This window comes from Bradyrhizobium erythrophlei, assembly GCF_042430365.1.
GTDB lineage: Bacteria > Pseudomonadota > Alphaproteobacteria > Rhizobiales > Xanthobacteraceae > Bradyrhizobium > Bradyrhizobium erythrophlei.
In genome coordinates this window covers 46,175-67,942 of sequence record NZ_JBHMET010000051.1, presented here as the reverse complement: position 1 = coordinate 67,942, position 21,768 = coordinate 46,175, and the positions used below count along the sequence as shown (strand labels likewise).

Sequence of the window (21,768 nt, the reverse complement as noted above, 5' to 3'; positions counted from 1 at the left end):
CAAGCAGGGCTTCAGTGGGCATGGCGTTTCAAGCCGTATCGAGAGGACAGCGGCTGTCGGACAAGGTCGCTGAGCAGTTGGCCTCGGCAATCGAGACGGGGCAGCTCACGCCGGGCGCGCGCCTGCCGCGCGAGCGCGAACTCACGGAGAAATTCCAGGTCTCCCGGATGGTCATCCGCGAAGCTTTGTCGCGGCTCAAATCCGAAGGCTTGATCCGGTCTCAGCAGGGGCTCGGTGCCTTCGTCACCGAGATCAGTGACCGCGACGTCTTTCGACTTCGCGGCGATCTCGAAGGTCAGAACGATCGGCGGCAAATCTTTGAACTGCGCATCATCGTGGAATGCTCATGCGCCAATCTCGCCGCGCAGCGCGCCACCAGGCGTGATCTCGCGCGAATCGAGGCTGCGCTGAATGACATCAGGACCAGCATCGAGGTCGGCGACGAAGGGGCCGCGGAAGATTTTCGTTTTCACGTTGCCATCGCCGCGGCCGCGAAGAATTCCTATCTGGAGAGCTTCGTTTCGTTCATCGGCCACCGTCTCTATCACAGCATCGCGGCGGCCCGCGCCAACACCCGGGTTCGCTATCCGAATCTGGTGGCGAGCTTCCAGCGCGATCATGAAGTGATCTTCGGTTGCATCCGCGACAAGGACGGAGCCCGCGCTGAGCGGGCGATGCGCGCGCATTTGCAGAATACGATGGATACCTTGCTGTGAGTGCAGTGGCGCGACCGCGCGTCCGTGCGCGCATCAGCCGTCTACTCCGGCGGAAAATATGCGCGTGGTCGGAGTGGGAAGAATTGTCGCATTCGAGGGTTCAATGCTGAAGAGCCTCTCCCCCTTGGCACAGCCATTGCATACGATTGCCCAACAAATAATCACCCGAGGTTGCAAGAAGGGATTTGCTGCGATGCGTAACGAGAAACCAAAGACGACAGCGACGGCCATGCTGCTGGCGATCGCGTTGGCCGCAGGCGTCCCGGCCACGGCCGGCGCCGAGACCGTTCTGCGCATCGGCATGACGGCCGCGGATATTCCGCGCACGCTCGGGCAACCCGATCAGGGGTTTGAAGGCAACCGCTTCACCGGCCTCACCATGTATGACGCGCTGACGATGTGGGACCTGTCGTCGGCGGACAAGGCGAGCGCCCTGATTCCCGGCCTTGCCACCGAATGGAAGGTCGACGACGCAGACAAGAAGAAGTGGGCGTTCAAGCTGCGCCCCGGCGTCACCTTCCACGACGGCTCGCCGTTCAACGCCGACGCGGTGGTGTGGAACGTCGACAAGGTCCTGAAGCAGGACGCGCCGCAATTCGATCCGAGCCAGGTCGGCGTCACCGCCTCGCGCATGCCGACCTTGGTCTCGGCCCGCAAGATCGACGACATGACGGTCGAGTTGACGACCAAGGAGCCGGACAGCTTCCTGCCGATCAACCTCACCAACCTGTTCATGGCGAGCCCGACCAAGTGGCAGGCGTTCTACGACAAGGCGGAAGGTGCCGACGCCAAGGCAAAATCGCAGGCCGCATGGGCGGCGTTCGCCAAGGACGCGTCGGGCACCGGTCCCTGGAAGATGTCGAGCTTCACCCCGCGCGAGCGGCTTGAGCTCGTGAAGAACGACAAATACTGGGACAAGGCGCGTGTGCCGAAGACCGACAAGATGGTGCTGCTGCCGATGCCGGAAGCCAATGCGCGCACCGCGGCGCTGCTGTCCGGCCAGGTCAACTGGGTCGAGGCGCCGGCGCCGGATGCGCTGCCCGAGATCAAGCAGCGTGGTTTCGCGCTCTATTCCAATGAGGAGCCGCATGTCTGGCCCTGGCAGTTCTCCCGCGTCGAGGGCTCGCCCTGGAACGACATCCGCGTCCGCAAGGCGGCGAACCTGTGCGTCGATCGCGAAGGCCTGCGCGACGGCCTGCTTGCCGGCCTGATGGTGCCGGCGACCGGCACCTTCGAGCCCGGCCATCCCTGGCGCGGCAATCCCGCCTTCCAGATCAAGTATGACAAGCCGGCGGCGCAGAAGCTGATGCAGGAGGCAGGCTTCGGTCCGAGCAAGAAGCTGACGGTCAAGATCCAGACGTCTGCGTCTGGTTCGGGCCAGATGCTGCCGCTGCCGATGAACGAATATCTGCAGCAGGCGCTGGCTGAGTGCTACTTCGATGTTCAGCTCGACGTCATCGAGTGGAATACGCTGTTCACCAATTGGCGGCGCGGCGCCAAGGATCCGTCGGCCAACGGCTCGAACGCGACCAACGTCACCTATGCGGCGATGGACCCGTTCTTCGCGCTGGTGCGCTTCCTGCAGTCGGGCATGGCGCCGCCGGTGTCGAACAATTGGGGCTTCATCAACAATCCCAAGTTCGACGAGCTGGTGACCAAGGCGCGCCAGACCTTCGATCCTGCGGCGCGCGACGCCGCACTCGCCGAGCTGCACGCGGCCTCGGTCGACGACGCGGCCTTTCTCTACGTCGCCCACGACGTCGCGCCGCGGGCGATGAGCCCGAAGATCAAGGGGTTCGTGCAGCCGAAGAGCTGGTTTGTCGACTTCTCGCCGGTCACGGTCGCGCCGTGATCGGTTGATCCTGCTCTCTCGTCATGGCCGGGCTTGACCCGGCCATCCACGTCTTGGCCGCGAAGCAAGGAAGGCGTGGATGCCCGGGTCAAGCCCGGGCATGACGAAGGAGGGAGCGTACTATCAATTTTCGAAGGTTGACTCGTGTTCGCCTATATCGCCCGACGCATCGTCTACGTCATCCCGATCGTGATCAGCGTTGCGCTGGTGTGCTTCCTGCTCGTCCACATCACGCCCGGCGATCCGCTGGTCGCGGTGCTGCCGGCCGACGCCTCGCAGGAGCTCGCCGCGCAGCTACGCTCGGCCTACGGCTTCGACCGTCCGCTGCCGGTGCAGTTCGGCCTCTGGCTGTGGCGCGCGGTCAACGGCGATCTCGGCAGTTCGATTGCCACCGGCCGCCCGGTGCTTTCCGAGGTGATGCGCGCGGTCAGCAACACCGTGATGCTGGCGATCGCGGCGGCGATGATCGGCTTCACGCTCGGCCTGCTGTTCGGGCTGATCGCCGGCTACTTCCGCGACACCTGGGTCGACAAGGTCGCGACGTCCTTCGCCATCGCCGGCGTCTCGGTGCCGCATTACTGGCTCGGCATGGTGATGGTCATCATCTTCTCGGTGCAGCTCAACTGGCTGCCTGCGGTTGGCGCCGGGCCCGGCGGCTCCGGCGCCTGGGCCTGGGACTGGGAGCATCTGCGCTATCTGATCCTGCCCGCGATCACGACCTCGGTGATTCCGATGGGCATCGTCACCCGCACGGTGCGCGCGCTGACCGGTGACATTCTGAGCCAGGATTTCGTCGAGGCGCTGCGCGCCAAGGGCTTGCGCGAGACCGAGGTGTTCCGCCACGTCGTCAAGAACGCCGCGCCGACCGCGCTCGCGGTGATGGGGCTGCAACTTGGCTACATGCTCGGCGGCTCGATCCTGATCGAGACCGTGTTCTCCTGGCCGGGTTCGGGCCTGCTATTGAACTCCGCGATCTTCCAGCGCGATTTGCCGCTCCTGCAAGGCACGATCCTGGTGCTGGCGCTGTTCTTCGTGTTGCTCAACCTCCTGGTCGACATCGCGCAGGCCGCGATCGATCCGCGCATCAAGCGGAGCTAGGCTATGAGCGCGATATCAGAGGCTGCATTGCAGGCTGCACCCGCGACGAAGGCGCGGGGCTATTGGGCGACCGTTGGCCGGCGTATCGTCAGGGACAAGGTCAGCATGGCCTGCGCCTTCGTCCTGGTGCTGATTTTCGCCTCGGCGCTGCTCGCGCCGTGGCTCGGGCTCGCCGATCCCTATCAGGGCTCGATGATCCGCCGCCTTCGCCACATCGGAACGCCGAACTATCCGCTCGGCACCGACGAGCTTGGCCGCGACATGCTGGCGCGGTTGATCTATGGCGGCCGGCTGTCTCTGATCGTCGGCATCCTGCCCGTGATTTTCGCCTTCGTGATCGGCACCTCGCTCGGCCTTGTCGCCGGCTATGTCGGCGGCGAGCTCAACACGGTGATCATGCGCACCGTGGATGTGTTCTACGCGTTTCCCTCGGTGCTGCTGGCGATCGCGATCTCCGGCGCGCTGGGCGCCGGCATCGTCAACTCCATCGTGTCGCTGACCATTGTGTTCGTGCCGCAGATCACCCGCGTCGCCGAAAGCGTCACCACCGGCGTGCGCAACATGGATTTCGTCGAGGCGGCGCGTGCTTCCGGTGCCGGTCCCTTCACCATCATGCGCGTGCACATGCTCGGCAACGTGCTGGGGCCGATCTTCGTCTACGCGACCGGCCTGATCTCAGTCTCGATGATCCTGGCCGCCGGCCTCTCTTTCCTCGGTCTCGGTACAAAGCCGCCGGAGCCGGAATGGGGCCTGATGCTGAACACCTTGCGCACCGCAATCTATGTCAATCCATGGGTCGCGGCGCTGCCGGGCGCGATGATCTTCGCGGTCTCGATCTGCTTCAACCTGCTTAGCGACGGCATGCGCAGCGCCATGGACATCAGGAACTAGTGCAATGACCGACGCAAATCTGTCAGCCGAGATGCTGGAGCCAGTCGAGGATATCGGCGGCGCCGCGCAGCCGCTGCTGCAGGTCAAGGGCCTGACCAAACATTTCCCGGTGCGCGGTGAGCTGTTCAGCGCCCGCAAGACCGTGCGCGCGGTCGACAATGTCACGTTCTCGGTGATGAAGGGCGAGACCGTCGGCATCGTCGGTGAATCCGGCTGCGGCAAGTCGACCACGGCGCGGCTGTTGATGCATCTGATGACCCGCGATGCCGGCGAGATCGTCTATGACGGCATGACGGTCGGCCAGTCGCTCAGTCTGCGCGAATTGCGCCGCGGCATGCAGATGGTGTTCCAGGACAGCTACGCTTCGCTCAATCCGCGCCTCACCATCGAGGAATCGATTGCGTTCGGGCCCAAGGTTCACGGCATGGCTGACGGCGCGGCGCGGGCGCTGGCGCGCGAGCTGCTCGGCAAGGTCGGTCTGCGGCCGGAAACCTTCGCCAATCGCTATCCGCACGAGATTTCCGGCGGCCAGCGCCAGCGCGTCAATATCGCGCGTGCGCTGGCGCTATCGCCGCGGCTGGTGATCCTCGACGAGGCCGTCTCCGCGCTCGACAAGTCGGTCGAGGCGCAGGTGCTCAACCTGCTCGCCGATCTCAAGCGCGAGTTCGGGCTGACCTATCTCTTCATCAGCCACGATCTCAATGTGGTCCGCTACATCTCCGACCGCGTGCTGGTGATGTATCTCGGCGAGGTCGTCGAGCTCGGCCCGGTCGACGCGGTCTGGGACGTGCCCGCGCATCCCTACACCCGCGCGCTGCTGGCCGCGATGCCGTCATCGGATCCGGACAACCGCACCGAAGTGCCGCCGATCTCAGGCGATCCGCCCAACCCGATCGATCCGCCGCCGGGCTGCCGGTTTCACACGCGCTGTCCGTTTGCGGAGCCGCTCTGCGCAGGGCACACACCAAAGCTCAGCGATCTCGATACAATGGGACATCAGGCGGCGTGCTACATGGCCATTCCGGGCTCAGGGCACAGCCGCGCGCCGGCAAAAACAAAAGGAGAAAACGCCGCATGACCAGACCCAGTCCCAAGGAAGTGAAGGTGGTGGCCCAGATCGCCGGCGTGCCGGTCGATGACGAGGTCTCCAACCGCATCGCCAATTCGATCGGTCCGGCATTCGACGGCTTTGCTGCGATCGCCGGCACACTGCCGTTCGACCTCGAACCCGCGAGCTTCCTGCTGGCGCAGACCGCGAAGGTGTCGAAATGAGCACCGAACACGCTTTGATGTCGCTCGTTGCGGTCGCAAAGGCGATCGCCGAGAAGAAGGTGTCCTCGCGCGAGGTCACGCGCGCCGTGCTGCACCGGATCGCGCAATGGCAGCCGCGGCTCAACGCCTATATGGCGATCGAATCGGAGGAGGCGCTGGCCGCCGCCGACGCGGCCGACGCGGCGCTCGCCAAGGGCAACAGTCGCGGCGTGCTGCATGGCGTGCCGATGGCGCACAAGGACATGTATTACGAGGCCGGCAAGGTCGTGACCTGCGGCTCGCTGATCCGCCGCGGCTTCGTGCCGAAGACAACCTCGACGGCGCTGCAGCGGCTGAAGGATGCAGGTTCGATCCGGCTCGGCTCGCTGCAGATGGTCGAGTTCGCCTACGGCCCGACCGGACACAACGTGCATTACGGTGCGGTGCATAATCCCTGGAATGTCGATCACATCACCGGCGGCTCGTCGTCCGGCTCCGGCTCGGCGGTCGCCGCGCGCCTGACCTTTGCGGCGCTCGGCTCCGACACCGGCGGCTCGATCCGGATGCCCGCACATTTCTGCGGCGTCACCGGATTGAAGACCACCGTCGGCCGCATCAGCCGCGCCGGCGCGATGCCGCTGTCGCAGTCGCTCGACACCGTCGGTCCGCTCGCGCAGACCGTCGAGGATTGCGCGCTGCTGGTCGGCTTGCTGGCCGGCGCGGATCCGGAGGATCTCACGGCCTCGACCTTGCCGGTGCCGGACTACATGGCTGCCGCGAAGGGCTCGCTGAAGGGGATGAAGATCGGCGTGCCGACCGCGTTCTATGTCGACGATCTCGATCCCGAGGTGGCGCGCGTGCTCGATGAGACGATTGCGACCCTGAAGAAAGAGGGTGCCGAGATCGTCAAGGTCGAGCTGCCGGACCAGCGCCAGCTCAGCGCCGCCTCCCAACTGGTGCTGGCCGTTGAGGCGGCGGCCTTCCACAAGCGCTGGCTGATCGAGCGCCCGCAGGATTACGGCGCACAGGTGTTGATGCGGCTGCAGAACGGGCTCGCGATTCCGGCAGTGTCCTATCTCGAGGCGATGCGCTGGCGCGGCCCGGCGCTGGCCGCCTATAACGCGGCGGTTAACGGCGTCGATGCCGTGATCGCGCCGGCGACCCCGGTCCCGGCGCCGACCATCGCCGAGAGCGACGTCGGCAACGGCCCGGGCGCGGAGGCCGTGATCCAGCGCCTGACGCGCTTCACCCGGCCGGTCAATTATCTCGGCCTGCCGTCGCTATCGATTCCGAGTGGCTTCACCAGGAACGGCCTGCCGGTCGGCATGCAGCTGATCGGCCGCGCGTTCGAGGAAGCCACGCTGATCCGGATCGGCGCCGCATTCCAGCGCGCGACCGATTTCCACGCCCAGGTGCCGAAACTCGCATGACCAGGCTCGTCGAGATCAACAACCTCAACATCCGCTTCACCGGCGATCGCACGGTTCATGCCGTGAACGATCTCAGCCTGTCGCTCGGCGAAGGCGAGGTGTTGGGGCTGCTCGGCGAATCCGGCTCGGGCAAGAGCGTGACCTTGCGGGCGCTGATGCGGCTGTTGCCGCGAAAGCGGACGCAGATCTCCGGCGGCGTGAAGGTGCTGGGACAGGATGTTCTAGCGATGGACGACGAGGCGCTGTCGGCTTTCCGCGGCCAGACCGTCTCGATGATCTTCCAGGAGCCGGCGCTTGCGCTCGATCCCGTCTACACGATCGGCCGGCAGATCTCCGAAACGGTGATGCGCCACGAGGGCAAGAGCGAGCGCGAGGCGACGGCGCGCGCGCTCGAGATGCTGGAGGTGGTGCGGATCCCCTCGGCGAAACGCCGGCTCGAGTCCTATCCGCACGAAATGTCGGGCGGCATGCGCCAGCGCGCGATGATCGCGCTGGCGCTCGCCTGCAAGCCGAAGATCCTGCTCGCGGACGAACCCACCACCGCGCTCGATGCCACCGTGCAGATCCAGATCCTGCTCCTGCTGCGCGAGCTGCAGCGCGAATTCGGCATGTCGGTGATCTTCGTGACCCACGATATCGGCGTCGCCATCGAAATCTGCGACCGCGTCGCGGTGATGTATGCCGGCCAGATCGTCGAGCAGGGGACCTTGCGCGACATCGTGCGTTCGCCCGTTCACCCCTATGCCAAGGGGTTGTTGGCCTCGACCATCCATGGCGCCAAACGCGGCCAGCGGCTGGAGACGATCCCGGGCACGCCGCCCTCGCTCGATCGCGCGCCGACCTCGTGCTCCTTTGCGCCGCGCTGCAGTTTTGCCCAGCCGCGCTGCAGCGAGCGTTTGCCGCCCAATGTCGAGATCGCGCCGGACCGGTTCGCGCGCTGCGTCCTGGCGGAGCCGGCGGTGGCAGCTGTAACATAGCCTGCAGATTCGCGTGGTAAGCCCACGCTATTGCAGCTAGGGTCCAGCCGCGCAACCGGGGGACTTTCGAATGCACATCTCCAACGAAGGCATTCTCGTTATCCTCTTTGTCGGTCTGGTCGCGGGCTGGCTCGCCGGCAAGATCGTACGCGGCACCGGCTTTGGCATCATCGGGGATGTCCTGGTCGGCATCGGCGGTGCGTTGGTCGCAAGCTTCCTGTTCCCCAAGCTCGGAATTCGCATCGGTACCGGCCTGGTATCCGAGATCGTCTACTCCGCGATTGGCGCAGTCATCCTGTTGCTGATCGTGCGGCTGCTCCGGCGCTAGAGCATGATCCGGAAAAGTGTGAAGCGATTTTCCGAAAAGATCATGCTTAAACAGAGGCTAAAGCGCGCGCTTTAGGGTTCAGCTTGCGCGGGCGACCGCGTCCGCGATCCAGCGCCGCACCGCGGAGATTCGCCGGTCCCGCGCCTGCTCGGTCCGGGAGATCAGGTAGATGGTCTCGCTATGGGTCGGCTCGAACGCTAAGGGCGCGACCAGTTTCTTGCCAAAGCCGGGCCGCGCCCTGATCAGGGGTGCCATCCCGAGTGCGACGCCGAGCCCGTGCTCGGCCGCCTCCAGCATCGCCGGTACGCTGTCGAGCCACAAATGCCCGCGCGGGGTGAGGTGGGCGAGCCCCGCTTCCTTCAGCCAGACGCTCCACGTCCGCGGCTGCGTCGTGACATGGAGCAGGACCTGCTGTGACAGATCTTCCGGCGTCCGCAGGCCACCCTTGACCAGCGCCGGCGCACAGACCGGCAGGCTCTTGACCTTGACCAGCGGCTCGACCTTCAGCCCGGCCGAATGTTCGCGGCCGTAGCGGATCGCAACGTCGACGCGGGAGCCGTTGAAGTCGGCATATTGATGCGTGGCTTCGATCCGCAGCGTCAGCCGTGGATGGCGCCGCTTGAACTCCGGCAGCGCCGGCAACAGCACCGTGCTGGTGAAGAACGGCAGCGAGGAGATCCAGAGCTCGCCGCCGGTCTCGCGGCGTTGCCGCAGCATGTCGCGGCTCGCCTCGTGCAGCATCGCCAGCGCCGCCGACACCTTTGCGAGATAGTGCTCGCCGTCGGCGGTCAACCGCACCGAGCGCGCGCCACGGACGAAAAGCTTGGTGCCGAACTGCTGCTCCAGTCCGCGGATCTGATGGCTGATCGCCGACGGACTGAGCGACAGGTCGCGCGCCGCGCGTCGGAAGCTCAGTTGCGTGGCGGCACGCTCGAAGGCGAGCAGCGCCGTCAGCGGCGGAATGACCCGCGGATCAAGCGTTCCCAATGGGTGAACCTGATTCATCTCAGATGATGAAATCCCTTTTGTCATGCCCGGCAGTTTTGGCCCAAACTGCCCTAAGGCTCAATATTCCTCACCTCCGGGATTGTCTCGTTTGGCCATTTTCGAACCGCTTGGTGCGCCCAATCGCTGGCAGCCGTCCGCGCTGGCGGCGGGACCGTTTGCCGGCCTGCAGGGCGGGGCGGTCGCGAGCCTTCTGGCCGCGGAGGTCGAGGCCATGGCCGGCGTGCGCAACTGGGGCAGTGCGATTTCGGCTGCAGCCTGGTTCCTGCGGCCGACCCCGATGACGGAGTTGCGCACGCAGCTCGCGGTTGTGACCGAAGGCGGCCGCGTCAGCGTCGTCGACAACACGCTGTGGCCGGTCGGCGAGGAGCAGCCCTGCGCCACCGTACGCGTGACCTTGTCGCGCGAGCGTGCGATCGAAGTTCCCGGCTTCAGTGCTCCGGAAACTGACGTCGTCGATCCCCTGCAGTTTCCTGTGCGCACCCTGCACGCGGTCCAAGGTCGCGTCTGGTTCATGGACGCGATGGAGGCGCGCCTCGGCGGCGATGCGGCCTGGTTCCGGATGCACCACAGCGTGATCGCCGACGCCGGCCCACTGTCGCGGGTGCTCGGCCCCGCCGATTGGACCCACGGTATCGGGCGTCCGGTCCAGAACGTCATCGCCGACCCCAATCCGAACCTGTTCGTTCAGCTGGTGCGACCGCCGCAGGGCGAATGGGTCGGGGTCCGCGCGGAGGCAGGCTGGCGGCCGGAGGCCGGATTGGGCGTCGGCAGCGGCGTGTTGCTCGATGCCCATGGCCCGATCGGGCGGGTCTCGATGTCCGTCATCCTGGTGCCATTTTCGAAGCCTGAGCCGGCTTCCCGGCCCGGTTCGGCGGCAAACTAGCCATTGTTCCTTCAACTCTCTGTGCCATCACGGGAATTACCCGCGCAATCCCCCGCGGGTTAACCGGACGTAAATGGACGGTGGCCACAAACGTCGGTACAACGTGGACATCACGTACCCCTTTTTTGCAGAGACAAAGATTTAATGGCAGCCGCACCCGCTGTCCGGCGTTCCGAACTCGGTGATGCACTGCGCGCTTGCCGCAGTGCCTTCATCGGCGTCGGTCTCATGAGTTGCATGATCAACCTGCTGTACCTGACCGGCTCGGTGTTCATGCTGGAGGTCTATGACCGGGTGCTGCCCAGCCGCAGCGTTCCGACCCTGGTCGGCCTCGTCGTCATCGCCGGCAGTCTCTACATCGCCCAAGGTGTGCTCGATCTGTTGCGCGGGCGGATCCTCGGCCGCATCGGAACCTCGCTCGACGAAGCGCTCAATGCGCGGGTGTTCGACACCGTGGTGCGCCTGCCGCTCTTGGTCGGCAATCGCAACGAGGGCCTGCAGCCGCTGCGCGATCTCGACAATGTGCGCTCGTTCCTCGGCAGCATGGGCCCGGGGGCGTTCTTCGACTTGCCCTGGTTGCCGTTCTATCTGGTGATCTGCTTCGCGTTCCACTGGCTGCTCGGCGTCACCGCGCTGGCCGGCGCCATCATCCTCGTGACGTTGACGCTGATCACCGAATACATGTCGCGGACGCCTGCGAAGGAGGCGATGACGCTCGCGGCCCGGCGCAACGATCTTGCGACCTCGAGCAGGCGCAACGCCGAGGTGCTCGTCGCGATGGGCATGGCCGGGCGGATGAACAAGCGCTGGAACGAGGCCAACGAGGACTACCTCGCCGGTAATCAGCGCGCCAGCGACGTCACCGGCGGCCTCGGTGCGGTCGCCAAGGTGCTGCGCATGATGCTGCAGTCCGCGGTGCTCGCGGTCGGCGCCTACCTCGTCATTCACCAGGAGGCTACCGCCGGCATCATCATCGCCGGCTCGATCCTGAGCGCGCGGGCGCTGGCGCCGGTCGACCTCGCGATCGCACACTGGAAGGGTTTTGTCGCCGCGCGCCAGAGCTGGCAGCGCCTCACCCGCCTGCTGCAGCAGATGCCGGCGCCCGCCGCGCAGACCCTGCTGCAGGCGCCGGCGAAGAAGCTGACGGTCGAAGGCGTGACCATGGTCGCGCCCGGCGACCAGCGCGTGATCGTGCAGGATGTCAGCTTTGCGGTCGAAGCCGGCAGCGGCGTCGGCGTGATCGGCCCGAGCGGCTCCGGCAAATCGTCGCTGATCCGCGCGCTGGTCGGCGTCTGGACGCCGGTCCGCGGCAAGGTGCGGCTCGATGGCGCGGCGCTCGACCAGTGGTCGTCGGATGTGCTCGGGCGTTACGTCGGCTATCTGCCGCAGGATGTCGAGCTGTTCGGCGGCACCGTTGCGCAGAACATCTGCCGCTTCGATCCCGAGGCCAAGTCCGATGGCATCATCGCCGCGGCGAAAGAGGCCGGCGTGCATGAGATGATCATCAAGATGCGCGAGGGCTACGACACCCAGGTCGGCGAACAGGGCGCCGCGCTCTCCGCCGGCCAGGCGCAGCGGGTGGCGCTGGCGCGCGCGCTCTACGGCAACCCGTTCCTGATCGTGCTGGACGAGCCGAACTCCAATCTCGACAGCGAGGGCGACGAGGCCTTGACGCGTGCGGTGCGCGCGGCGCGCGAGCGCGGCGCGGTCGTGATCGTGGTCGCGCACCGGCCGATCGGCATCGAGGGCGTCGACCAGCTCCTGGTGCTGAAGGACGGCCGCATGCAGACCTTCGGTCCGAAGGAAGCCGTGCTCGGGCAGGTGCTGCAGCGCGTTCCGCCACCGCCGATCAAGATCGTCTCCGACGCGGGAGCAGCGAAGTCATGAAGGAGCTACCGCGCAATGCGCACCAGTCGATCAGGAAGCACCTGATCGTCGGCCTCGTCGTGGTTCTCGTGCTCGCCGGCGGCGTCGGCGGCTGGGCTTCGACGGTGCCGATCTCCGGCGCGCTGATCGCGCCGGGCTCGGTGGTGGTCGATTCCAACGTGAAGAAAGTGCAGCATCCGACCGGTGGCGTGGTCGGCGAGGTGCGGGTGCGCGACGGCGACGTGGTCAAGGCCGGCGACATCGTGGTGCGGCTCGACGAGACCGTGGTGAAAGCGAGCCTCGCCATCGTCGTCAAGACGCTGAATGGCCTGTACGCCCGCGCGGCCCGGCTCGAGGCCGAGCAGCAGAACCGGCCCAAGATCGCGTTTCCGCCGCAGCTCGCCGAGCGCGCGGACGATCCCGACGTCCGCGACGTGATGGGGAGCGAGACCAAGCTGTTCGAGGTCCGCGTCAACGGCCGCACCGGCCAGAAGGCGCAGCTGCGCGAGCGCGTCACCCAGCTCAACGAGGAGATCGCCGGGCTGCAGGCGCAGGAGACCGCCAAGGACAAGGAGATCGAGCTGGTGCAGAAGGAGCTGGTCGGCGTCCGCCAGCTCTACGACCAGCATCTGGTGCAGATCACCCGCCTGACCACGCTGGAACGCGATGCCGCGCGGCTCGCCGGCGAGCGCGCGCAATACATCGCCTCGCGCGCACAGGCCAAGGGCAAGATCACCGAGACCGAGCTGCAGATCATCCAGGTCGACAAGGACATGCTCGCCGAAGTCTCGAAGGACCTGCGCGAGACCAACGACAAGATCGGCGAGTTCGTCGAGCGCAAGGTGACCGCCGAAGACCAGCTCCGCCGCATCGACATCCGCGCGCCGCAGGACGGCGTGGTGCTGCAATCGACGGTGCACACCGTCGGCGGCGTCATCACCGCCGGCGACGCCATCATGATGATCGTGCCGAAGGCCGACGACCTGTCGGTCGAGGCCAAGGTCAATCCGCAGGACATCGACAAGCTGCAGGTCGGCCAGAAGACGCTGCTGCGGCTCTCGGCGTTCAACCAGCGCACCACGCCGGAATTGAACGGCGTCGTGACCCGCGTCTCCGCCGATGTCACCACCGATCAGCGCACCGGGCAGAGCTTCTACACCATCCGCGTCTCGATGCCGCCGGAGGAGGTCGCGCGCCTCGGCAGCGACGTCAAGATCATCCCCGGCATGCCGGTGGAAGCCTTCGTCCAGACCGGTGACCGCACCATGATGTCCTATCTGATGAAGCCGCTGAGCGACCAGCTGATGCGCTCATTCCGCGAGAAGTGAAAACTCGCCTGGCGGGAGCCGCAGCTCGCTTTCGTAGCCCGGATGAAGCGCAGCGAAATCCGGGAACGCTCGTGCGGCAGATGGACCGTCCCCGGATTGCGCTTCGCTTCATCCGGGCTACCTAGAATCACCGCTCCAAATTCTTCAGCAGCAACTCCAGCGCCGCCTTGGCGAACGCCTGCATGTTGGCCTGCCGGTCGTTGCTGCCGGTCTCGAGCGTGATCACCTGCTGTTGCGGGCCGGTGACTGCCATGCAGCTATGGCCGGCGGCATCGCCATAGCGGTTGCCGGTCGGGCCGGTGGCGCCGGTCTCGGACAGTCCCCAGTCGGTCGAGAGGCGATGGCGGATCTGGCTGGCGAGCAGTTGCGCGTAGGGCTCGGACGCCGAGCGGATGCCCTTCATTGCGTCATCCGGAATATCCATCAACACCCGCCGCGCATCGCGCGTGTAGACCACGCCGCCGCCGATGAAATAGGCCGACGCGCCAGGGACTGCGAGCAGGGACGCGGAGATCAGCCCGCCCGCTGATGATTCCGCAACTGCAATGGTCTGTTTGCGTTCGATCAGCTTCGCGGCGATCCGTTCGGCGATGGATACCAGTTCGTTCATCGGCGGCCCTTCCCGTTGCATGCCATGAAATTTCTCCGGGGCGTCCTGCCGTCCTAGCACATCACATCGGCTTCTGCCGAGTTGCCGACCATCGGCAGGCCTGCTTGAATGCCGTTCAATAAGCTGGCATCGCGACTCGCTTGCCGGCGAGAGGAAACACCATGATGTCGCCGATCGCAGGCGGCGTGGATTGCGACCTGCATCCCGCCGTACCTCATCTGACCAGCCTGTTGCCGTACATGAACGACTACTGGCGCGACCAGGTGACGACGCGCGGCATGACGGATCTGATCTCGCAATCCTATCCGCTCAACTCGCCGATCTCGGCGCGGCCGGACTGGCGGCCGGCGCAGGGCAAGCCGGGCTCTGATATTGCCGACATGCAGCGCCAGGCACTCGACAGGTTCGGCACCGCCTACGGCATCTGCAATCCGCTCTACGGCGTGCAGATGGTGTTCTCCGAGGACATGGCCGATGCCTTCTGCCGCGCGCTGAACGACTGGCTGGTCAAGGAATGGCTCGACAAGGACGATCGGCTGCGCGGCTCGATCGTGATCCCGGTGCAGAGCATCGAAAAGGCCGTCGCCGAGATCGAGCGCTGTGCGCAGGACAGGCGCTTCGTGCAGGTCTTGATGCTCGTGATGGGCGACATGCCGCTCGGCAAGCGCCACTACTGGCCGATCTATGCCGCGGCCGAGCGGCTCGGCCTGCCGATCGGCATCCATGCCGGCAGCGCCTATCACAACCCGCCGACCTCGGTCGGCTGGGGCTCCTACCACATCGAGGACTATGCCGCGCAGGCGCAGGCATTCCAGACCCAGCTCACCAGCCTGATCGTCGAGGGCGTGTTCGCGCGCCATCCGAACCTCAAGATGGTGATGCTGGAATCGGGCTTCACCTGGCTGCCGCCATTCCTGTGGCGGCTGCACAAATTCTGGCGCGGCGTGCGCATGGAAACGCCGTGGGTCGACCGCGCGCCGCTGGAGATTGTGCGCAGCAACATCCGCTTCTCGCTGCAGCCGGTCGACGCGCCGCCGGAGCCGGACACGCTGAACCGGCTGTTCGACCATATGCAGTCGGACGAATTGATCCTATTCTCGACCGACTACCCGCATTGGCAGTTCGACGGCGACGAGGTGCTGCCGAAGGGATTATCGCAGGATCTCGTGCGCAAGATCATGATCGACAATCCGCATGCGACCTACACGCGGTTGAAGGTGGGGGCATGATCCCGACCCGAAGGGCCGCGCTAGCGCAAAGTGGCGTCCGGTTTTCGGACCAGATCATGCCCAAAACAAAAGAGGAGACGACGCCATGAACGTCCAGATCCGCGAACGTCCGCAGGCTGCTTCGTCGACCAGCATCAAGACCGCGATCGCCGATTGCGACATTCATCCGGCGCGGGCGACCAGGGACGAGCTGTATCCGTATCTCGCAAAGCGCTGGCACGAGCATCTCGAAACTTTCGGCGTCCATGCCTATCAGGGCATGATGGGAGGCCCGCCCTATCCGAAGGCGCAGCCGAACGCGTCGCGCCGCGACGCCTATCCGCCGGAAGGCGGCCCGCAAGGCTCCTCGTTGTCCTTCATGCAGAAGCAGCATCTCGATCCCAACAATGTGGCGCTCGGCGTGCTCAATCCGCTCGCGACCGGACAGGGTATCCGCAACCAGGATCTGGCGGCTGCGATCTGTTCGGCGATCAACGACTGGCAGATCGAGAAGTGGATCAGCAAGGACTCGCGGCTGAAGGGCTCGATCGTCGTCGCCAACGAGGACGGCGTGTCGGCCGCCGCCGAAATCCGCAGACGCGCCGGCGACAAGAATTTCGTCCAGGTGCTGTTGCTCAGCCGCAACGTCGAGCCGCTCGGCCAGCGCCGCTACTGGCCGATCTACCAGGCCGCCGAAGAGATCGGGCTTCCGATCGGCGTGCACGCCTTCGGCTTCGGCGGCAACCCGATCACGGCGTCGGGCTGGCCGAGCTACTACATCGAGGAAATGGTCGGCCATTCGCAGTGCCAGCAGACGGCGCTCGCAAGCCTCGTGCTCGAAGGCGTCTTCGCGCGTTTCCCGAAGCTGAGGATGGTGATGGTCGAGGCCGGCTTCGGCTGGGCGCCGTCGCTCGCCTGGCGGCTCGACAAGGTGTTCGCGCGCCTGCATGCCGAGGTGCCGGATCTCAAGCGCAAGCCGTCGGAATACATCCGCGATCACATCTGGTGGACCACGCAGCCGATGGAGGATCCGGAGAGCCGCGATCATCTGTTCCAGACCATCGAATGGATCGGCTGGGACAAGCTCCTGTTCGCGACCGACTATCCGCATTGGGATTATGACGAGCCATCACGCGTGCTGCCGGCCGGCGTCAGCAACGCCAACAAGCAGGCGTTCTATCTCGACAATGCGCTGAAGCTGTACGGTATCGCTTGATGACAAGACATGTGATTGCCCCGGTGGATGAGCTGCCGCCGGGTTCGCGGAAATTCCTCGAGATCGACGGGCGGCCGATCGCGGTCTTCAACGTCAACGGCGAGTTCTTCGGCCTGTTGAACCGCTGCCCGCATCAGGGCGCGGCGTTGTGCGAGGGCCCGCTGATCGGGCTCGCTTCATCGTCCGATCCCGGCGAGATCGAATACACCAAGCTCGGCGAGATCATCCGCTGCCCGTGGCACGGCTGGGAGTTCGACATCCGCACCGGCCAGTCCTATTGCGATCCCAAGCGCTTTCGCGTTCGCGCCTACCCGGTCAATGTCGAGCCGGGCACCAATCTGGTGAAGGGGCCGTATGTCGCGGAGACGATCAAGGTCGCGGTGGAAAGCGACTACGTTGTGGTGGATTTGTAACGCTCGTAGCTGCGTAGGGTGGGCAAAGCGCAGCGTGCCCACCACCCGAGTGGAGCAAGAAGTGGTGGGCACGACGCTACGCGTCTTTGCCCACCCTACATTCTATTCCATCGCGCCGTTCATCGTGACGTGCCGCTCCCGTGCGTAGCGCACCAGCGCCACGAAGCGGTAGATGCCGTGCACGAACTTGCCGTAGGGCATGGTGACGAACAGCGCGAACACAACGCCGAGATGCAGCGCCAGCAGCGGCCCCATCGCGCTCGTGTCGCGCCAGAGCAGGAGACCGAGCCCGGTGATGCTGGTCAGCAGCAGCATCACCGTGAAGGCGATGTCCATCCCCATCCGCCGCTCGTCGACCAGCACCGGATCGCGCTTCCATTTCTCCGACAATAGGCCGATCGGGCCGATCAACAGGCCGATGCCGCCGAGCGTGCCGAGCACCACCGGCAGGTCCCACCATGCATAGGGCGCCTCGCGCGCCAGCAAATAGTGATAGAGCGTGCCGACGCAGGTCGCGGCGAAGCAAAGGGCGAAACCGTAGAAGGTGAAGTGGTGATACAGCTTGCGGCGGTCGGTCGGCTGGTCGTCCTCGTTGAAGCAGCCGACGCCGCCGCCGTCGAGATAGCGCAATTCGCCCGCGTCGCGGATCGCCTGAAACAACGATTTCGCGTCCGTGGTCATGCCGACGGGCTCGCCGATGTCGCGCCAGAATGCGCGCACGCCCATGATCAGCGCGACGATGGCGTAGAGGAAGGCCGCGCCGAACAATAGCGCCATCGCATTGTGCGGCATCAGTCTGTAGAACGCGCCTGGGCCGGTATGGATGCCGTAGAGCACGGCGCGGTCGTTGTAGGCCGCAAAGCCGAAGATGAAGGCGGCGACGCTCAGCGCGGCAACCAGGCTGATGACAAGGCCGTTCCGCGCAAAGGCGGCGGCGAAGGCGCGCGGCCAGGCATAGGCGGCGTAGGATTCGGCGCGTGCGATCGCGAGCGTCTTCGGCACATTGACGTTGAATTCGTGCGGCGGCGAGAACTGGCAGTCGGTGTAGCAGGCGCCGCAGGAATGGCAGAGATTGGCGAGGTAGTTGAGGTCGCCGTCAGAGAAGGCGCGGCGCATCTCCATCGCGGGAAACACCGCGCACAGGCCCTCGCAATAGCGGCAGGAGTTGCACACCGTCATCAGACGGTCGGCTTCCTGCAAGATCCTCGTCCCGTGCATCGCGCTTTGGTTCCTATTGCTTCGTCAGGTCCTTGCCTTCCAGCCAAGGGGCTCTCCACGAGCGAGCTTGCGGAAACTCCCCTTACCCGGATCGCATCTTCGATGCGATCCGATCTCTCCCCGCAAGCGGGGCGAGGTGCAGTGCGCATCGTCACTAACTAGACATCTGCATTTCCCCAGAATTGGTTGATCCCTGCCCGAACATGATCGAGAACTCCCTACATGCCGACAGAAGTCGAGGACGACTAAGTTCTATGCTTCCTATGCCGAGAGAACCGCTGAATTTAACGAGAACTCTATCTGGATTTTTTGCCGTTGGCCTGGCGTCTGTTGTCCACGAAAATTCTCCTAGCTCGGCTTTCACCACTTCCCGTCGATCACAGGCAGTGGCGATTGACGCAAAGAGCACGCGTGCTTCGTCAAGAGACAGGCTCGCCGATGACGTCTCCCCAACGTTACATATGAGTTGAAAGCTTAGCTGAGGATATCGGACATAGAGGCCGTAATCGGAGTCGGTTAGCTGAATTCGATGAAAGCTATCGTCTTCCGACGTAGTGCGATCCATCGCGGCCTGCACTGTTCGGTAGACCGTTCCAAAGAAGACCTTGATCCTAGAATAAGCCCACATCACACCGACCGGCACTGGCACTTGTCGTCGACATCCACGTTCGAAACGCGTGTACTAATTCCGCGCATTCTTCGCCGCTTCCCGCCCGGCGACGCGGCCGAACACGCTGCCGATCGTCATGCCGATGCCGGCGGCGTAGCCTTGTCCGAGCACGTTGCCGGCCATGATTTCGCCGGCGGCGAACATGTTGGCGGACGGCTTGCCGTCCTTCATCAGCATCCGCGCCTCTCTGTTCACGCGGGTGCCAAGATAGGTGAAGGTGATGCCGGGCCGCACCGGGTAGGCGAGATAGGGCGGCGTCTCGATCCGGCGCGCCCAATGCGTCTTCGGCGGCGTGATTCCCTCGGTGCGGCAGTCGTCGAGGATGGTGTGGTCGAAGGCGCCGGGTCGCACCGCGGCGTTGAAGTCGGTGATGGTCTGTTCCATCGCGGCAGGATCGAGCGCGAGCTTGCCGGCGAGCTCGGCAATGGTCTCACCCGCGATCGGCGGAAACAGCGTCGGCATGAAGCTCGTGACGACGGTCGAATCGAAAATGATGTAGGCGATCTGGTCGGGCTGCGCTGCGACCAGCCGGCCCCAGATCGCGTAGCGCTTCGGCCAGATGTCCTCGCCCTCGTCGTAGAACCGCTCGGCGTGCTTGTTGACGACGATGCCAAACACCACCGAATCATGGCGGGTGATGATGCCGCCGTCGAATTTCGGCGCGCGGGCGTCGATCGCCACCGCATGGCACTGGGTCGGATCGCCGATCTCCTGCACGCCCTTGGCGAGCAGCATCTTCAGGATCGCGCCGCGGTTAAAGGGCGTGCCGCGGATCAGGAAGTTGTCGGCCGCCTCGCCCCAATACTCCTTCAGCCATTCGATGTTGGCTTCGAAGCCGCCGGCAGCCGCGACCAGCGTCGAGGCGCGCACCTCGGTCTTGCCGTTGACCGGCTGCTTCAGTTGGGCCGAGAGGAACATGCCGTCCTCGATCCTGAGATCGATCACCTCGGCATCATAGAGGATGTCGACGCCAAGCTCCTCGGCGGTGCGATAGAGCGCATTCAGCATCGCCCGCCCGCCGCCGAGGAAGAACGAATTGGTGCGGCCGAGGCTCAGCGTGCCGCCGAGCGAGGGTTGCCAGCGCACACCCTGTTCGACGATCCAGTTCAGGATGTCCTTGGATTCGTGGATCATGAAGCGGGCCAGTTCCTCGTCGGTCTGGCCGCCGGTCACCAGCAGCAAATCCTGCCAGAATTCCTCCTCAGTATAGGGGCCGGTGAGGATCTCGGTCGCCGCGTCATGGGCGCAGCGCATGTTGCGGGTGTGGCGGGTGTTGCCGCCGCGGTAGAATTTTGGCGCGCCTTCCAGCACGAGCACGGCGGCGCCGGCCCGCCTGGCGCTGATCGCGGCACAAAGGGCGGCGTTGCCGCCGCCGATCACCAGCACGTCAAACCTGCGCGTCAGATCAACCATGCGCTCTTGTTATCGTCGTTTGCATGGAAAGCAAAATGGTTGGGCAGGCAGGAATACCTGCCCAACCGCCGCGCGGAATATCAGGCGGCAACCGCTTCGCGCTGCTTGATGGCCTGGCCGCCGCGATAGACGGTCAGCGCGGCGATGATGCCGAGCGTCGCGCCGAACATTAGCCAGTAGCAGGGCGAGGCCTTGTCGCCGGTTTTGTCGATCAGCCAGGTCGCGACAAAGGGCGTGAAGGTACCGAACAGCGCCGCCGCCAGCGCGAACGCCAGCGAGAAGCAGGTGGTGCGCACATGCGCCGGCACGATCTCGACAAGGCAGCCCAGCATGGTGCCGCTGTAGACGCCGAAATAGAACGAGAACATCATCTCGACCGCGAGCATCTTGCCGAAGGTCGGCGCCGCCACCAGCCAATGCAGCGCCGGATAAGCGGTCAGGAACGAGAGCGTGGCGATCGTCAGCAGCACCGGCTTGCGGCCGATCCGGTCGGAGAGGGCGCCGCCGACCGGATTCCAGATGAAGTTGGTCACCGCGACCAGGAGCGTCACCAGCAGCGCGTCCTGGGTCGACAGTTTCAGCACGGTCTTGCCGAAGGTCGGCGTGTAGACAGTGACGAAGTAGAACGTCGTGGTGGTCAGGATCGCGATCATCATGCCGAGGATGACGATGCGCCAGTTGGCGATCGCCGAAGCGAACACCTCGCTCGCGGTCGGATGTTTCTTCATCGCCAGGAACGCCGGCGTCTCTTCCAGCGTCCGCCGCAGCAGGAAGATGAAGGGGATGATCAGGCAGCCGATGAAGAACGGGATGCGCCAGCCCCACGACGCAATCGTTTCCGCCGGCATCGATTCGTTGAGAAGATAGCCGACGATCGCCGCAACGAAGATCGCGACCTGCTGGCTCGCCGACTGGAACGAGGTGTAGAAGCCGCGGTTGCCAGGCGTTGCGATCTCGGCGAGATAGACCGAGACGCCGCCGAGCTCGACGCCGGCGGAGAAGCCCTGCAGCAGGCGGCCGATCAGCACGATGACAGGCGCGGCAATGCCGATCGTCGCGTAGCTCGGGCAGAACGCGATGATGACGGTGCCGACCGCCATGATGCCGAGCGTCACGATCAGGCCCTGGCGGCGGCCGATGCGGTCGATATAGGCGCCGAGCACGATGGCGCCGACCGGGCGCATCAACGCGCCGAGCCAGAACACGCCGAAGGTGTTGAGTAGCGCCGCGGTCTCGTTGTCGGACGGGAAGAACGCTTTCGCGATCAAGGGCGCATAGAAGCCGAACAGGAAGAAGTCGAATTGCTCGAGGAAGTTGCCGCTGGTCGCGCGCAGGATGGCGCTGAGGCGCGACTTGATTTGCGGTGTTTGCGATGGACTTGACTGCGACATA

General features: G+C 65.1%; 20 protein-coding genes. 15 read left to right on the top strand and 5 right to left on the bottom strand.

The features are described from left to right. Positions 1–20: 20 nt before the first annotated feature. The 9 genes from ACFFWD_RS08425 to ACFFWD_RS08385 all read left to right on the top strand — a co-directional run bounded on the left by ACFFWD_RS08425 (position 21) and on the right by ACFFWD_RS08385 (position 8,543). Positions 21–716, top strand: a complete 696-nt coding sequence (locus ACFFWD_RS08425) for a FadR/GntR family transcriptional regulator (protein ID WP_376963516.1) — start codon at positions 21–23, stop codon at positions 714–716. Positions 717–945: 229 nt separating this feature from the next. Beyond that, entirely contained in the window at positions 946–2,568 is a 1,623-nt protein-coding gene (locus ACFFWD_RS08420; protein WP_376963711.1) for an ABC transporter substrate-binding protein, read from the top strand. 144 nt (positions 2,569–2,712) lie between these two features. Then, on the top strand, positions 2,713–3,666 hold the full coding sequence (locus tag ACFFWD_RS08415; RefSeq protein ID WP_376963513.1) for an ABC transporter permease: 954 nt from the start codon (positions 2,713–2,715) through the stop codon (positions 3,664–3,666). A gap of 3 nt (positions 3,667–3,669) precedes the next feature. After that, positions 3,670–4,557: an ABC transporter permease gene (locus ACFFWD_RS08410; protein WP_376963510.1), complete on the top strand. Its 888-nt coding sequence runs from the start codon at positions 3,670–3,672 to the stop codon at positions 4,555–4,557. A 4-nt stretch (positions 4,558–4,561) separates the two neighbouring features. Further along, on the top strand, positions 4,562–5,635 hold the full coding sequence (locus tag ACFFWD_RS08405) for an ABC transporter ATP-binding protein (protein ID WP_376963508.1): 1,074 nt from the start codon (positions 4,562–4,564) through the stop codon (positions 5,633–5,635). Then, on the top strand, positions 5,632–5,829 hold the full coding sequence (locus ACFFWD_RS08400) for a hypothetical protein (RefSeq protein ID WP_376963505.1): 198 nt from the start codon (positions 5,632–5,634) through the stop codon (positions 5,827–5,829). Before ACFFWD_RS08405 ends, ACFFWD_RS08400 begins: the two co-directional genes overlap by 4 nt. Then, positions 5,826–7,238, top strand: coding sequence for an amidase (locus ACFFWD_RS08395; protein WP_376963502.1), 1,413 nt, complete (start codon positions 5,826–5,828; stop codon positions 7,236–7,238). Before ACFFWD_RS08400 ends, ACFFWD_RS08395 begins: the two co-directional genes overlap by 4 nt. Beyond that, positions 7,235–8,215, top strand: a complete 981-nt coding sequence (locus ACFFWD_RS08390; RefSeq protein WP_376963499.1) for an ABC transporter ATP-binding protein — start codon at positions 7,235–7,237, stop codon at positions 8,213–8,215. The genes ACFFWD_RS08395 and ACFFWD_RS08390 overlap by 4 nt, the downstream gene beginning before the upstream one ends. A gap of 70 nt (positions 8,216–8,285) precedes the next feature. Then, positions 8,286–8,543 carry a GlsB/YeaQ/YmgE family stress response membrane protein gene (locus tag ACFFWD_RS08385; protein ID WP_376963497.1) on the top strand — a complete coding sequence of 86 codons (258 nt, stop codon included), beginning with the start codon at positions 8,286–8,288 and terminating at the stop codon, positions 8,541–8,543. Positions 8,544–8,621: 78 nt separating this feature from the next. Here ACFFWD_RS08385 and ACFFWD_RS08380 read toward each other — a convergent pair whose 3' ends face one another. Continuing rightward, positions 8,622–9,548, bottom strand: coding sequence for a LysR substrate-binding domain-containing protein (locus ACFFWD_RS08380; protein ID WP_376963494.1), 927 nt, complete (start codon positions 9,546–9,548; stop codon positions 8,622–8,624). A gap of 91 nt (positions 9,549–9,639) precedes the next feature. On the opposite strand from ACFFWD_RS08380, the gene ACFFWD_RS08375 reads away from it, so the two are divergent. The 3 genes from ACFFWD_RS08375 to ACFFWD_RS08365 all read left to right on the top strand — a co-directional run bounded on the left by ACFFWD_RS08375 (position 9,640) and on the right by ACFFWD_RS08365 (position 13,628). Further along, complete coding sequence (locus ACFFWD_RS08375) at positions 9,640–10,434, top strand: acyl-CoA thioesterase domain-containing protein (RefSeq protein ID WP_376963491.1); 795 nt, start codon at positions 9,640–9,642, stop codon at positions 10,432–10,434. A 144-nt stretch (positions 10,435–10,578) separates the two neighbouring features. Beyond that, entirely contained in the window at positions 10,579–12,321 is a 1,743-nt protein-coding gene (locus ACFFWD_RS08370) for a type I secretion system permease/ATPase (RefSeq protein WP_376963489.1), read from the top strand. Then, positions 12,318–13,628 (top strand): HlyD family type I secretion periplasmic adaptor subunit, encoded by a 1,311-nt coding sequence (locus tag ACFFWD_RS08365; protein WP_376963486.1) that lies wholly within the window; start codon positions 12,318–12,320, stop codon positions 13,626–13,628. The genes ACFFWD_RS08370 and ACFFWD_RS08365 overlap by 4 nt, the downstream gene beginning before the upstream one ends. Positions 13,629–13,755: 127 nt before the next feature. On the opposite strand, the gene ACFFWD_RS08360 is transcribed toward ACFFWD_RS08365, so the two are convergent. After that, a complete protein-coding gene (locus ACFFWD_RS08360) occupies positions 13,756–14,238 on the bottom strand; it encodes a CinA family protein (RefSeq protein WP_376963484.1) in 483 nt (160 codons plus the stop codon). Positions 14,239–14,399: 161 nt separating this feature from the next. Between ACFFWD_RS08360 and ACFFWD_RS08355 the strand changes: the two genes are divergently transcribed. The 3 genes from ACFFWD_RS08355 to ACFFWD_RS08345 all read left to right on the top strand — a co-directional run bounded on the left by ACFFWD_RS08355 (position 14,400) and on the right by ACFFWD_RS08345 (position 17,075). After that, entirely contained in the window at positions 14,400–15,467 is a 1,068-nt protein-coding gene (locus tag ACFFWD_RS08355; protein ID WP_376963481.1) for an amidohydrolase family protein, read from the top strand. Between the two features lie 85 nt (positions 15,468–15,552). Then, positions 15,553–16,662 (top strand): amidohydrolase family protein, encoded by a 1,110-nt coding sequence (locus ACFFWD_RS08350; protein ID WP_376963478.1) that lies wholly within the window; start codon positions 15,553–15,555, stop codon positions 16,660–16,662. Next, entirely contained in the window at positions 16,662–17,075 is a 414-nt protein-coding gene (locus ACFFWD_RS08345; RefSeq protein WP_376963475.1) for a Rieske (2Fe-2S) protein, read from the top strand. Before ACFFWD_RS08350 ends, ACFFWD_RS08345 begins: the two co-directional genes overlap by 1 nt. Positions 17,076–17,177: 102 nt before the next feature. Here ACFFWD_RS08345 and tcuB read toward each other — a convergent pair whose 3' ends face one another. From tcuB to ACFFWD_RS08330, 3 genes are all read right to left on the bottom strand, one after another. Continuing rightward, positions 17,178–18,293: a tricarballylate utilization 4Fe-4S protein TcuB gene (gene tcuB / locus ACFFWD_RS08340; protein ID WP_376963473.1), complete on the bottom strand. Its 1,116-nt coding sequence runs from the start codon at positions 18,291–18,293 to the stop codon at positions 17,178–17,180. Positions 18,294–18,975: 682 nt separating this feature from the next. Beyond that, on the bottom strand, positions 18,976–20,376 hold the full coding sequence (gene tcuA / locus ACFFWD_RS08335) for an FAD-dependent tricarballylate dehydrogenase TcuA (protein WP_376963470.1): 1,401 nt from the start codon (positions 20,374–20,376) through the stop codon (positions 18,976–18,978). Between the two features lie 80 nt (positions 20,377–20,456). Next, positions 20,457–21,767, bottom strand: coding sequence for an MFS transporter (locus tag ACFFWD_RS08330; RefSeq protein ID WP_376963467.1), 1,311 nt, complete (start codon positions 21,765–21,767; stop codon positions 20,457–20,459). Position 21,768 lies beyond the last annotated feature (1 nt).

What these genes read in the sequence shown, in the direction of transcription:
- ACFFWD_RS08365 (WP_376963486.1), top strand. Translation starts at nt 12,318, where the DNA reads ATGAAGGAGCTACCGCGCAATGCGCACCAGTCGATCAGGAAGCACCTG.
- ACFFWD_RS08405 (WP_376963508.1), top strand. Translation starts at nt 4,562, where the DNA reads ATGACCGACGCAAATCTGTCAGCCGAGATGCTGGAGCCAGTCGAGGAT.
- ACFFWD_RS08370 (WP_376963489.1), top strand. Translation starts at nt 10,579, where the DNA reads ATGGCAGCCGCACCCGCTGTCCGGCGTTCCGAACTCGGTGATGCACTG.
- ACFFWD_RS08400 (WP_376963505.1), top strand. Translation starts at nt 5,632, where the DNA reads ATGACCAGACCCAGTCCCAAGGAAGTGAAGGTGGTGGCCCAGATCGCC.
- ACFFWD_RS08420 (WP_376963711.1), top strand. Translation starts at nt 946, where the DNA reads ATGCTGCTGGCGATCGCGTTGGCCGCAGGCGTCCCGGCCACGGCCGGC.
- ACFFWD_RS08390 (WP_376963499.1), top strand. Translation starts at nt 7,235, where the DNA reads ATGACCAGGCTCGTCGAGATCAACAACCTCAACATCCGCTTCACCGGC.
- tcuA (WP_376963470.1), bottom strand. Translation starts at nt 20,376, where the DNA reads ATGGTTGATCTGACGCGCAGGTTTGACGTGCTGGTGATCGGCGGCGGC.
- ACFFWD_RS08355 (WP_376963481.1), top strand. Translation starts at nt 14,400, where the DNA reads ATGATGTCGCCGATCGCAGGCGGCGTGGATTGCGACCTGCATCCCGCC.
- ACFFWD_RS08360 (WP_376963484.1), bottom strand. Translation starts at nt 14,238, where the DNA reads ATGAACGAACTGGTATCCATCGCCGAACGGATCGCCGCGAAGCTGATC.
- tcuB (WP_376963473.1), bottom strand. Translation starts at nt 18,293, where the DNA reads ATGCACGGGACGAGGATCTTGCAGGAAGCCGACCGTCTGATGACGGTG.
- ACFFWD_RS08385 (WP_376963497.1), top strand. Translation starts at nt 8,286, where the DNA reads ATGCACATCTCCAACGAAGGCATTCTCGTTATCCTCTTTGTCGGTCTG.
- ACFFWD_RS08410 (WP_376963510.1), top strand. Translation starts at nt 3,670, where the DNA reads ATGAGCGCGATATCAGAGGCTGCATTGCAGGCTGCACCCGCGACGAAG.
- ACFFWD_RS08380 (WP_376963494.1), bottom strand. Translation starts at nt 9,548, where the DNA reads ATGAATCAGGTTCACCCATTGGGAACGCTTGATCCGCGGGTCATTCCG.
- ACFFWD_RS08330 (WP_376963467.1), bottom strand. Translation starts at nt 21,767, where the DNA reads ATGTCGCAGTCAAGTCCATCGCAAACACCGCAAATCAAGTCGCGCCTC.
- ACFFWD_RS08425 (WP_376963516.1), top strand. Translation starts at nt 21, where the DNA reads ATGGCGTTTCAAGCCGTATCGAGAGGACAGCGGCTGTCGGACAAGGTC.
- ACFFWD_RS08395 (WP_376963502.1), top strand. Translation starts at nt 5,826, where the DNA reads ATGAGCACCGAACACGCTTTGATGTCGCTCGTTGCGGTCGCAAAGGCG.
- ACFFWD_RS08345 (WP_376963475.1), top strand. Translation starts at nt 16,662, where the DNA reads ATGACAAGACATGTGATTGCCCCGGTGGATGAGCTGCCGCCGGGTTCG.
- ACFFWD_RS08350 (WP_376963478.1), top strand. Translation starts at nt 15,553, where the DNA reads ATGAACGTCCAGATCCGCGAACGTCCGCAGGCTGCTTCGTCGACCAGC.